Annotated in this window: 10 protein-coding genes; 6 read left to right on the forward strand and 4 right to left on the reverse strand. The window is 69.3% G+C overall.

All coding sequences use genetic code 11. From position 1 onward, the window contains the following. Nucleotides 1-24: 24 nt before the first annotated feature. Together ppdK and dusB are read right to left on the reverse strand one after the other, a co-directional pair. A complete protein-coding gene (gene ppdK, locus OG509_RS13180) occupies nucleotides 25-2,733 on the reverse strand; it encodes a pyruvate, phosphate dikinase (RefSeq protein WP_406182696.1) in 2,709 nt (902 codons plus the stop codon). A 376-nt stretch (nucleotides 2,734-3,109) separates the two neighbouring features. Then, a complete protein-coding gene (gene dusB / locus OG509_RS13185) occupies nucleotides 3,110-4,252 on the reverse strand; it encodes a tRNA dihydrouridine synthase DusB (protein WP_030162758.1) in 1,143 nt (380 codons plus the stop codon). 64 nt (nucleotides 4,253-4,316) lie between these two features. Here dusB and OG509_RS13190 point away from each other — a divergent pair, with 64 nt between their 5' ends. Beyond that, complete coding sequence (locus OG509_RS13190) at nucleotides 4,317-5,768, forward strand: MFS transporter (protein WP_406182698.1); 1,452 nt, start codon at nucleotides 4,317-4,319, stop codon at nucleotides 5,766-5,768. Between the two features lie 45 nt (nucleotides 5,769-5,813). On the opposite strand, the gene OG509_RS13195 is transcribed toward OG509_RS13190, so the two are convergent. Continuing rightward, nucleotides 5,814-6,269: a MarR family winged helix-turn-helix transcriptional regulator gene (locus OG509_RS13195; protein WP_387285372.1), complete on the reverse strand. Its 456-nt coding sequence runs from the start codon at nucleotides 6,267-6,269 to the stop codon at nucleotides 5,814-5,816. Between the two features lie 91 nt (nucleotides 6,270-6,360). Between OG509_RS13195 and OG509_RS13200 the strand changes: the two genes are divergently transcribed. The 4 genes from OG509_RS13200 (at nucleotide 6,361) to OG509_RS13215 (ending at nucleotide 9,260) form a co-directional block, all read left to right on the forward strand. Beyond that, nucleotides 6,361-6,705 carry a DoxX family protein gene (locus OG509_RS13200; protein WP_406182700.1) on the forward strand — a complete coding sequence of 115 codons (345 nt, stop codon included), beginning with the start codon at nucleotides 6,361-6,363 and terminating at the stop codon, nucleotides 6,703-6,705. A 56-nt stretch (nucleotides 6,706-6,761) separates the two neighbouring features. Continuing rightward, nucleotides 6,762-7,790, forward strand: a complete 1,029-nt coding sequence (locus OG509_RS13205) for an aldo/keto reductase (protein ID WP_406182702.1) — start codon at nucleotides 6,762-6,764, stop codon at nucleotides 7,788-7,790. 21 nt (nucleotides 7,791-7,811) lie between these two features. Continuing rightward, nucleotides 7,812-8,405: a TetR family transcriptional regulator gene (locus tag OG509_RS13210; protein ID WP_406182704.1), complete on the forward strand. Its 594-nt coding sequence runs from the start codon at nucleotides 7,812-7,814 to the stop codon at nucleotides 8,403-8,405. Between the two features lie 135 nt (nucleotides 8,406-8,540). Continuing rightward, complete coding sequence (locus tag OG509_RS13215) at nucleotides 8,541-9,260, forward strand: VC0807 family protein (RefSeq protein ID WP_406182706.1); 720 nt, start codon at nucleotides 8,541-8,543, stop codon at nucleotides 9,258-9,260. Nucleotides 9,261-9,342: 82 nt separating this feature from the next. Here OG509_RS13215 and OG509_RS13220 read toward each other — a convergent pair whose 3' ends face one another. Next, on the reverse strand, nucleotides 9,343-10,725 hold the full coding sequence (locus OG509_RS13220; RefSeq protein ID WP_030162770.1) for a glycine--tRNA ligase: 1,383 nt from the start codon (nucleotides 10,723-10,725) through the stop codon (nucleotides 9,343-9,345). Nucleotides 10,726-10,880: 155 nt separating this feature from the next. On the opposite strand from OG509_RS13220, the gene OG509_RS13225 reads away from it, so the two are divergent. Continuing rightward, nucleotides 10,881-11,855 (forward strand): metal ABC transporter substrate-binding protein, encoded by a 975-nt coding sequence (locus OG509_RS13225; protein WP_406182709.1) that lies wholly within the window; start codon nucleotides 10,881-10,883, stop codon nucleotides 11,853-11,855. Nucleotides 11,856-11,874: the final 19 nt, after the last annotated feature.

The following is an 11,874-nucleotide window of genomic DNA, read 5'->3' on the forward strand; positions in this document are numbered from 1 at the left end:
GGGCCGTGTCAGGCCTGGCGGGACTCAGCGGCTGTCGCTGCCCTTCGCCTCGGCGGCGGCGCGGCCGGCCTCCAGGCGCGCCACCGGAATCCGGAACGGCGAGCAGGAGACGTAGTCGAGACCCACCTCGTGGAAGAAGTGGACGGACTCGGGGTCGCCGCCGTGCTCGCCGCAGACGCCGAGCTTCAGGTCGGGGCGGGTCGCCCGGCCGGCCTGGACCGCGCTGCGGACCAGCGCGCCGACGCCGTCCTTGTCGATGGTCTCGAACGGCGAGACCCCGAAGATGCCCTTCTCCAGGTACGCGGTGAAGAAGCTGGCCTCGACGTCGTCGCGGGAGAAGCCCCACACCGTCTGGGTCAGGTCGTTCGTACCGAAGGAGAAGAACTGCGCGGCCTCGGCGATCTGCCCGGCGGTCAGGGCGGCGCGGGGCAGCTCGATCATGGTGCCGATGCTGAGCTTGAGCTGCGTGCCGGTCGCGGCCTCGACCTCGGCGATGACCTGGTCGGCCTCCTCGCGGACGATCTCCAGCTCCTGGACGGTGCCCACGAGCGGGACCATGATCTCGGCGCGCGGGTCGCCCTTGGCGTTCTTGCGCTCGGCCGCGGCCTCGGCGATCGCCCGGACCTGCATGGCGAACAGACCGGGGATGACCAGGCCGAGACGGACACCGCGCAGACCCAGCATCGGGTTCTGCTCGTGCAGCTTGTGCACGGCCTGGAGCAGGCGCAGGTCGTTCTCGTTGGCGTCCTTGCGGGCCTCGGCGAGGGCGACGCGCACCGACAGCTCGGTGATGTCGGGCAGGAACTCGTGCAGCGGCGGGTCGAGGAGGCGGACGGTGACGGGCAGTCCGTCCATGGCCTCGAACAGCTCGACGAAGTCCTTCTTCTGGAGCGGCAGGAGGGCACTCAGTGCCTCCTCGCGCTCCTTGTCGGTGTCCGCGAGGATCAGGTGCTCGACCAGCTCGCGGCGTTCGCCGAGGAACATGTGCTCGGTGCGGCACAGGCCGATGCCCTGGGCGCCGAAGCGGCGGGCGCGCAGGGCGTCCTCGGCGTTGTCGGCGTTGGCGCGCACCCGCAGCCGGCGGACGCGGTCCGCGTAGGCCATGATCCGGTGGACGGCCTGGACCAGCTCGTCGGCGTCGTCGGCGCCGGCGTGCATGCGGCCCTCGAAGTACTCGACGACCGGGGACGGTACGACGGGTACCTCGCCGAGGTAGACCTTGCCGGTGGAGCCGTCGATGGAGACGACGTCGCCCTCTTCGACGACCGTTCCGCCGACCGTCATGCGGCGGCGCTTGGTGTCGACCTCAAGGTCCTCGGCGCCGCAGACGCAGGTCTTGCCCATGCCGCGGGCGACGACGGCGGCGTGCGAGGTCTTGCCGCCGCGCGAGGTCAGGATGCCCTCGGAGGCGATCATGCCGTCCAGGTCGTCCGGGTTGGTCTCGCGGCGGATCAGGATGACCTTCTCGCCGGAGCGGGACCACTTGACGGCCGTGTACGAGTCGAAGACGGCCTTGCCGACCGCCGCACCCGGGGAGGCGGCGATGCCGCGGCCGAGCAGGGTCGTCTTGGCGGTCTCGTCGAAGCGCGGGAACATCAGCTGCGCCAGCTGGGCGCCGTTGACGCGCTGGAGCGCCTCGGCCTCGTCGATCAGGCCCTGGTCCACGAGCTGGGTGGCGATGCGGAAGGCGGCGCCGGCGGTGCGCTTGCCGACGCGGGTCTGCAGCATCCACAGCTGGCCGCGCTCGATGGTGAACTCGATGTCGCAGAGATCCTTGTAGTGGGTCTCCAGCGTCGTCATGATCGTCATGAGCTGGTCGTACGAGACCTTGTCGATCGTCTCCAGGTCCGCCAGCGGGACGGTGTTGCGGATGCCCGCCACGACGTCCTCGCCCTGGGCGTTCTGCAGGTAGTCGCCGTAGACGCCCGCGTGGCCGCTGGCCGGGTCGCGGGTGAAGGCGACGCCGGTGCCGGAGTCGGGGCCGAGGTTGCCGAACACCATGGAGCAGATGTTGACCGCGGTGCCCAGGTCGCTCGGGATGCGCTCCTGGCGGCGGTAGAGCTTGGCGCGGTCGGTGTTCCAGGAGTTGAAGACCGCCTCGACGGCGAGGTCCAGCTGCTCGCGGGCGTCCTGCGGGAACTCGCGGCCGGCCTGCTTGGCGACGATCTTCTTGAAGCGGGTGACCAGCTTCTTGAGGTCGGCGGCGTCGAGGTCGGTGTCGACGGCGACCTTCTTGGCGGCCTTGGCCTCGTCGAGGGCTTCCTCGAAGAGCTCGCCCTCGACGCCGAGGACGGTCTTGCCGAACATCTGGATGAGGCGGCGGTACGAGTCCCACGCGAAGCGCTCGTTGCCGGCCTGGGAGGCGAGGCCGGCCACGGACTCGTCGGAGAGGCCGATGTTGAGGACCGTGTCCATCATGCCCGGCATGGAGAACTTGGCGCCGGAGCGCACGGAGACCAGCAGCGGGTCGTCCGACTGGCCGAGCTTCTTGCCCATCTTCGCCTCGAGGGCGGCCAGGTGGGCGCTGACCTCGTCGCGCAGCACGGCCGGAGCCTCACCGCTCGCGAGGTAGACCTTGCAGGCCTCGGTGGTGATGGTGAAGCCGGGAGGGACCGGCAGACCCAGGTTGGTCATCTCGGCGAGGTTGGCCCCCTTGCCGCCGAGAAGGTCCTTGAGGTCGCGGTTTCCCTCGGTGAAGTCGTAGACGAACTTCTGATCTTTGTTTTCCGACACGGGTCTCGACTCCTCGAGGACTCGGTGGCTGCCCTGACGGCCAGGAACATACCCAGATCGAAGGCTTCTGGGTACGTCCACTTGGCCGTCATGCGGCTGTAACCACCCGTGCGCCACCAGATCGAAAGTAACCAATGAGTAGCCAGAACACACGAAGAGCGTTCACCTCCCGAAGGCCGAAGGGCCCCCTGAGGCCCGTTCCCGCTCGGATGAGCGATCATCGATACATTTGCGTTCAACTCTTGAACGAACAAAGGGTGGCACCCAGTGCCACCCTTTGGAAGTCATACCCGTGATTTTCGCGCTCATGTGAGCGCAACCCCACCCATGCGTGGCGTATGTCACGCCGCTGACGGCACACTTTGTCAGCTGATTCTCAGCCCCCGGACGTGTCCAGTTCGGCATCCTCGCTCACGCCCGCACAGTCGTACGGATCCTTCAGCCAGCCATCCGGGAGGACAACCCGGTTGTTTCCGGACGTCCGGCCGCGCGGGCCGTCCGCGCTCTCGGGCCACGGCTGGTCCAGGTCGAGCTCGCTCAGATGAGCATTCAACTCGGCCAGCGACGAGGTGACCGCCAGCTTCTTCCGCATCTCGGAACCCACCGAGAAGCCCTTGAGGTACCAGGCCACGTGCTTACGGAAGTCGATCACCCCGCGCGCCTCGTCGCCGATCCACTCCCCCAGCAGCTGGGCGTGCCGGTGCATGGTGGCCGCGACCTCGCGCAGCGTGGGCTTGTGGAAGTCCTCGGGGCGCCCCTCGAAGGCCGCGACCAGGTCGTTGAACAGCCACGGCCGGCCGAGGCAGCCGCGCCCCACGACCACGCCGTCGCAGCCGGTCTCGCGGACCATGCGCAGCGCGTCCTCGGCGCACCAGATGTCGCCGTTGCCGAGCACGGGGATCTCCGGCACGTGCTCCTTGAGCCGGGCGATGGCGTCCCAGTCGGCGGTGCCGCCGTAGTGCTGGGCGGTGGTGCGCCCGTGCAGGGCGATGGCGGTGACGCCCTCCTCGACGGCGATGCGGCCGGCGTCCAGGTAGGTGAGGTGGTCGTCGTTGATGCCCTTGCGCATCTTCATGGTGACCGGCAGGTCGCCGGCGCCCGCGACCGCCTCGCGCAGGATCGCGCGCAGCAGGTTCCGCTTGTACGGGAGGGCGGAGCCGCCGCCCTTGCGGGTCACCTTGGGCACCGGGCAGCCGAAGTTGAGGTCGATGTGGTCGGCGCGGTCCTCTTCGACGATCATGCGGACCGCCTTGCCGACCGTCGCCGGGTCGACTCCGTACAGCTGGATCGAGCGGGGCTTCTCGGTCTCGTCGAAGTGGATCAGCTGCATGGTCTTCTCGTTGCGCTCGACCAGGGCGCGGGTCGTGATCATCTCGCTCACGAACAGCCCCTTGCCGCCGCTGAACTCCCGGCAGAGGGTACGGAACGGGGCATTGGTGATGCCGGCCATGGGGGCGAGCACCACGGGGGGCTGCACGGTGTGCGGGCCGATCGCGAGCGGCGGAGGGAGCGTGGTCATCCCCCCATTGTCGCCCAGCCGAACCGGAGCACGCATCTCTTTAGTTAGGCGTACTATCGGAACCATGCCGGAGTTGAGCCGACGACGGAGGATGCTGGTCCTGGCGATCTGCTGCATGAGCCTGCTCATCGTCAGCCTCGACGTGACGGTCCTGAACGTCGCCCTCCCCTCGATGCGCCGTGAGCTGCACGCCTCGGTCTCCGGGATGCAGTGGACCCTCGACGCGTACACGCTGGTCCTGGCCTCGCTGCTGATGCTGGCGGGCTCCACGGCGGACCGGATCGGGCGCCGCAAGGTCTTCAAGGCGGGCCTCGTGGTCTTCACGGCGGGCTCGCTGCTCTGTTCGCTGGCGCCGACGCTGGAGTGGCTGATCGCGTTCCGGATGGTCCAGGCCGTGGGCGGCTCGATGCTCAACCCGGTCGCCATGTCGATCATCACCAACACCTTCACGGATCCGCGCGAGCGGGCCCGCGCCATCGGCGCCTGGGGCGCGGTGGTCGGCATCTCCATGGCCGTGGGCCCGCTGATCGGCGGGCTGCTGGTGGAATCCGTCGGCTGGCGGTCCATTTTCTGGATCAACCTGCCGGTCGGGCTGCTGGCCCTGGTGCTGACCTTGCGGTTCGTCCCCGAGTCGCGGGCCGCGCGCCCGCGCCGCCCCGACCCGGTGGGACAGCTGCTGGTCATGGCCCTGCTGGGCTCCGTGACGTACGGGATCATCGAGGCCCCGAGCGCGGGGTGGAACGCCCCGGTCATCCTGGGCTGCGCGGCGCTGGCCGTGGCCTCGCTGACGGGACTGCTGCTCTACGAGCCGCGGCGGGCGGAGCCGCTGATCGACCTGCGGTTCTTCCGGAGCGCTCCGTTCAGCGGCGCCACCGTGATCGCGGTCAGCGCCTTTGCCGCGCTGTCGGGGTTCCTGTTCCTGAACACCCTGTACCTACAGGACGTACGGGGGCTCAGCGCTCTCGACGCCGGGCTCTACATGCTGCCGATGGCGCTCATGACCTTCCTCTGCGCCCCGCTGTCGGGGCGCCTGGTCGCCAATCGGGGGCCGCGGCCTTCGCTGCTGATCGCGGGGACGGCGATGGCGGCGAGCGGGGTGCTGTTCGCAGCCTTCTCGGCGGAGACCTCGACGCCGCTGCTGTTCACCGCGTACGTGCTGTTCGGGCTGGGCTTCGGCGTGGTGAACGCGCCCATCACCAACACGGCGGTCTCCGGGATGCCCCGGGCCCAGGCGGGGGTGGCGGCCGCGGTGGCCTCGACGAGCAGGCAGACCGGCGGCACGCTGGGCGTGGCCGTGATCGGCGCGGTCCTGGCCTCGGGGACGGCGGGCGGCGCCGGTTTCATCGAGGCGACGCGGCCGGCCTGGTGGATCATCACGGGCTGCGGACTGGTCGCGCTCGTGGTGGGGGCCGCGACCAGCGGCCGATGGGCCATGGGGACGGCGGCGCGGACGGCCCGCACGCTGGAGCAGGCGGCGGCAGGGCCTTCGCGGGCCGCGGCTCCGCCGCGCGGCTGAAGCCCGGGTGGGTCCGGCGGCGGACGTCCGGGGAGGTGTCGTCCTCTACTCGCCGCAGTTGAAGTGCTCGGGGTTCGAGTCGATCCGGCCCAGCAGTCCGCGCAGCGCGTCCTGATCCTGCTGCGAGAACGCGGAGAACAGCGAGACCTCGACCTCGTCGAGCGCCGCGTTCGTCTTGGCGAGGGCGGTTGATCCCGCCTCGGTGATGGCCACGTTGTGGCGGCGGCGATCGGCCGGATCCCGGCGGCGGACGGCCAGGCCCTCGCCCTCCAGGTCGTTGAGGATGCCCACCAGCACGCTCGGATCCACCTCCAGCCGCTCGGCGAGCGTCCGCTGGCCGATGGGGCCGTCCTCCAGGTGCATCAGCGTCATCGCGTGCCGCGGGGCGAGCCCGGCCGCGCTGAGCGCCTTCTTCATGAGGGTCTCGGTGATCGAGCCGTGCCAGGCCAGCAGCAGGCCCAGCCGCTGCGGGGGGTGCGGGGATTCCTGAGCTGCCGTCATATCGGACATCGTAACAATCAGGGAATGGTTGCGGAGTTTCGATCGTTGATGAGTTTCAATGATTTAAAACCCCCGATCATTGGAGCTCATCATGTTCATCGCCTACGCCGTCGCCGCCGGCCTGCTCGCACTCGTCCTGGCCGCGTCCGCCACGTTCACGCTCCAGCGGAACGAGGCGGTCATGGCGAGCATGCGGAAGGTCGAGGTCCCGGACGCCTGGCTGCCCCGGCTGGCCGCCCTGAAGGCGGCCGGCGCGGTGGGTCTGGTCGCGGGCCTGTGGGTGGCCCCTCTGGGCATGGCCGCCGCGGTCGGCGTGACGCTCTACTTCATCGGCGCGGTCATCAGCCACCTGCGCGTCAAGGACTTCGAACTGGCCCCGGCGGCCGTCCTCGCCCTGGTCGCGGCGGTGGCACTGGCCCTGCGGGTGGCGGCGTAGCGCCCGGACGGGTGACAGATATTGAAATCTGTCACCCGTCATGCCATGGTTGCTCCATGACCACGAACGAGAACATCCGCACCCTCGGCTCGACCGGCCCCTCCGTCTTCCCGCTGGGGCTCGGCTGCATGGGCATGTCCGCCCTGTACGGGGAGGCCGACCGCACCGAGTCCATCGCGACCATCCACGCCTATCTGGAGGCCGTCCCCGACGGCACGGGCGCGCTGCTCGACACCGGCGACTTCTACGGCATGGGGCACAACGAGATGCTCATCGGCGAAGCCCTGCGCACCGCGCCGGCCGCAGCCCGCGAGCAGGCGCTGATCAGCGTGAAATTCGGCGCCCTGCGCACCGTCGAGGGCGGTTTCACCGGCTACGACGGCCGCCCCGAGGCCGTCAAGAACTTCCTGGCCTACTCGCTCCAGCGCCTGGGCCGGGACCACATCGACATCTACCGGATCGCCCGCGTCGACCCGTCCGTCCCGATCGAGGAGACCGTCGGCGCCATCGCCGAGGCCGTCGAGGCCGGGCACGTACGGCACATCGGCCTCTCCGAGGTCGGCGCGGACACCCTGCGCCGGGCCGCGGCGGTGGCGCCGATCGCGGACCTCCAGATCGAGTACTCGCTCATCTCCCGCGGCATCGAGGCGGAGATCCTGCCGACCGCCCGCGAGCTGGGCATCGGGGTCACGGCGTACGGGGTGCTGAGCCGCGGCCTGATCAGCGGGCACTTCAGCCGCGACCGGGAGCTGGCGCCGGGCGACTTCCGCGGGATGAGCCCCCGCTTCCAGGGCGAGAACCTGCAGCGCAACCTCGACCTGGTCGACGCCCTGCGCAAGGTCGCGGAGGACAAGGGGGTCAGCGTCGCCCAGACCGCCATCGCCTGGGTGCTCTCGCGCGGCGAGGACATCGTGCCGCTGGTGGGCGCCCGCCGCCGGGACAGACTGGCCGAGGCACTGGGTGCCATGGCCGTGGAGCTGAGCGCCGCGGACCTGGCGGCCATCGAGGAGGCGGTCCCGGCGGGAGCCGCGGCCGGCGAGCGGTACCCGGAAGCGCAGATGGCCCACCTCGACAGCGAGCACTGAGCGGGCGGTACGGTCGTACTCATGCCCCCCGCTGCTGCCGAGCCCCTGACACCCGAGCGCATCCTCGCGACCACCGAGGAGGTGCTGCGCCGCTACGGCCCCACCAAGGCGACCGTGGTGGACGTGGCCCGCGCCCTGGGCGTCAGCCACGGCAGCGTGTACCGGCACTTCCCGTCGAAGTCGGCGCTGCGCGAGGCCGTCACGGACCGCTGGCTCGCCAAGAGCGTGGTGCGGCTGGAGGAGATCGCCTCGGCCCCCACGGGCACCGCGCCCTCCAAGTTGGAGGCCTGGCTGGAGGCGCTCTTCGAGGCCAAGCGCCACAAGGCGGGTGACGACCCGGAGCTGTTCGCGACGTACACGGTGCTGCTCGCCGAGAACAGCGGCGTGGTGGACCACCACCTGACCCAGCTGATCGACCAGCTGGGCCGGATCATCGCCGAGGGCGTCGAGGCGGGCTCGCTCAGTGCGCCCGATGTACCGGCCGCCGCCCGTGCGGTGTTCGACGCCACCGGCCGTTTCCACGATCCGCAGTACGCGGCGGAATGGCTCAAGCCGACGATCATCACGGAGTTCGAGGCGGTCACCGCGCTGGTGATCAGGGGCCTGCGCGCCTGACCCTTCGAGAACGTCCGGAGCGAGCTACTCCGCACGACTTGATGATCATTTTGGGTGTGGCTGACTTGTCCGTACCCCGTCAAACTCCATACGGTCCCCCTACCGCACTTCATCAGGCACGTTCCAGGGGGAACCTTGTCCGCTCAGACAGCTCAGGCAGTACAGCCCGAGCCTCCGGCCCGTTCCGGCGGCGCCGCCGCGCTCGGCTGGATCCTGACCATCGGCCTCAACGTGGTCGCGCCGATCCTCACGTACAACCAGCTGCACGACCACGGCTGGAGCGAGTTCGGCGCGCTGCTGGTCAGCAGCGCCTGGCCGGTGCTCGACAGCATGGTCAGCCTGGCCTGGCGCCGCAAGCTCGACGAATTCGCCGTCGTCACCCTGGTGTTCCTGGTGATCACGGCCGTCGTCTCGCTCGTCGGCGCGCACTCGGCACGCGCACTGCTGATCAAGGACTCGGGTGTGACCGGGCTGTTCGGGCTGCTCTGCCTCGCCACCCTGCTCGCGCCGCGGCCGCTGATGTTCTACTTCGGCCGCAAGTTCGCCACCGACGGCACTCCCGAGAGCACCGCCTGGTGGAACGGCCTCTGGCAGTTCGACGGCTTCCGCCGCACGATGACCGTGATGACCGCGGTGTGGGGCGTGGCCTACCTCGCCGAGGCGGCGGTCCGGGTCGTCCTGGCGTACACGCTGCCCACCGACACCATGGTGGTCATCAGCCCGATCATGATCTACGGGGTGCTCGGCCTGCTGGCCGTGTGGACCACGTTCTACGGCAAGCGCTCGAAGGCCGAGGGTGAGCGGCGCGCCGCCGAGGCGGCCGCCGCGGCCGAGGCCCAGGTCCAGGGCGCCTGAGCAGAGCCGGAAAACAGCGGTGGCCCGGTGCGCGTGACGCGCACCGGGCCACCGGCCGATTCACCCCGGTCGGGGCAAGGTCCTAGCAGCCGAGCAGGCGGCTGCCGAGGTAGCTCTGGATCTGGTCCAGGGAGACGCGCTCCTGCTTCATGGTGTCGCGCTCGCGCACGGTCACCGCGTTGTCGTCCAGGGTGTCGAAGTCGACGGTGACGCAGAACGGCGTGCCGATCTCGTCCTGGCGGCGGTAGCGGCGGCCGATGGCGCCCGCGTCGTCGAACTCGATGTTCCAGTTCTTGCGCAGGTCGGCGGCGAGGCCCTTGGCCTTCGGCGACAGCTGCGGGTTGCGGGACAGCGGCAGGACGGCGACCTTGATCGGGGCCAGGCGCGGGTCGAAGCGCATCACGGTGCGCTTCTCCATGACGCCCTTGGCGTTCGGGGCCTCGTCCTCGATGTACGCGTCGAGCATGAAGGCGAGCATGGCGCGGTTCACACCGGCCGCCGGCTCGATGACGTACGGGGTGTAGCGCTCACCGGCTTCCTGGTCGAAGTAGGTGAGGTCCTGGCCGGAGGCCGCGGAGTGCGCCTTCAGGTCGAAGTCGGTGCGGTTGGCGATGCCCTCCAGCTCGGAGAACTCGCTGCCGCCGAAGTTGAAGCGGTACTCGATGTCGGCGGTGCGCTTCGAGTAGTGGGACAGCTTCTCCTTCGGGTGGTCGTACCAGCGGATGTTCTCCTCGCGGATGCCGAGGCCGCGGTACCAGTTCCACCGCTCCTGCATCCAGTACTCCTGCCACTGCTCGTCCTCGCCCGGCTTGACGAAGAACTCCATCTCCATCTGCTCGAACTCGCGCGTGCGGAAGATGAAGTTGCCCGGAGTGATCTCGTTGCGGAAGGACTTGCCCATCTGCGCGATGCCGAACGGGGGCTTCTTGCGCGAGGTGGTCTGCACGTGGGCGAAGTTGGTGAAGATGCCCTGGGCCGTCTCGGGGCGCAGGTACGCCTTCGAGCCGGTGTCCTGGGTCGGGCCGAGGTGGGTCTCCAGCATGCCGGAGAACTGCTTGGGCTCGGTGAACTGGCCCTTCACACCGCAGTGCGGGCAGTTGATGTCGGCGAGGCCGTTCTCGGGCGGACGGCCGTGCTTGGCCTCGTACGCCTCTTCCAGGTGGTCCGCACGGTGACGCTTGTGACAGGAGGTGCACTCGGTCAGCGGGTCCGAGAAGGTCGCGACGTGACCGGAGGCCACCCAGACCTCGGGGGCCAGGATCACGGAAGAGTCGAGGCCGACGATGTCCTCGCGCCCGGTGACCATGGCCTTCCACCACTGGCGCTTGATGTTCTCCTTGAGCTCGACACCCAGCGGACCGTAGTCCCAGGCAGCCCTGGAGCCGCCGTAGATGTCACTGCACGGGAAAACGAAGCCACGGCGCTTGCTCAGGCTGACGATGGTTTCGATCTTGTCGGCGGCCACGGTGCTCTCTTCATTACGAGGACGAACGGCGAAGGCTTTAGGTTACCGGCGCCCACACCCCCCCTTTCAAATCGGTTACCCGTTCCCGGCGCCTCCCCCGGGCTCCTCACCTGGGTTTTTGACAATCGTTTCCATCTTTGATGAAAATGGATGTCATGAACGTACGACGCCTCATACCCGCCGCCGCCCTCGCCGGAGCCGTAGCCCTCGGCGCCACGGCCCTCACCGCCTGCTCCGCGGGCTCCGCCGGAGGCGGCAAGGACGGCAAGCTCGACGTCATGTCGTCGTTCTACCCGATGCAGTTCCTCGCCGAACAGATCGGCAAGGACCACGTGAAGGTCGGCACCCTGACCAAGCCGGGCGTCGAACCGCACGACCTGGAGATCACCCCGAAGCAGACCGGGCAGCTGGGCGAATCCGACGTCGTCCTCTACCTCAAGGGCCTGCAGCCCGCCGTCGACAAGGCCGTCGCCCAGTCCGGCGTGAAGCACGTCGTCGACGCCGCCAAGCTCACCAAGCTGGAGGTCCACGGCTCCTCCGGCCACGACCACGCCGGCGAAGGCGAGGGCGAAGGCGAAGAAGGCCACGACCACGCCCACGGCGAGGCCGGCGAGGACCCGCACGTCTGGCTGGACCCGGTGAAGTACGCCGAGGTCGCCAAGGGCGTCGGCGCGGCCCTGGAGAAGGCCGACCCGGATCACGCGGCGGACTACCGCAAGAACACCGACGAGCTGCTCGGCAAGCTGACCGCGCTCGACACGGAGTTCAAGGACGGCCTGCAGAACACCGCCTCCAAGACCTTCATCACCACGCACTCCGCCTTCGGCTACCTCGCCGAGCGCTACGGCCTCGACCAGGAGGGCATCTCCGGCGTCGACCCCGAGTCCGAGCCGAGCCCGGCCCGGATGAAGGAGCTCCAGGCCGTCGCGAAGAAGGACAATGTCTCGACCGTGTTCTTCGAGACCCTGGCCAGCGACAAGACGGCCAAGACGCTCGCCACCGACACGGGCCTGAAGACCGACGTCCTCGATCCGCTCGAGGGAATCACCGACAAGTCCCAGGGCGCTGACTACTTCGAGGTCATGCGGTCCAACCTGAAGAACCTGCAGAAGGCGCTCGGTAGCAAGTAATGGCAGTAACGGAGGCGCG

Origin of the sequence: Streptomyces sp. NBC_01006 (genome assembly GCF_045162725.1) — a bacterium.
Lineage (GTDB): Bacteria > Actinomycetota > Actinomycetes > Streptomycetales > Streptomycetaceae > Streptomyces.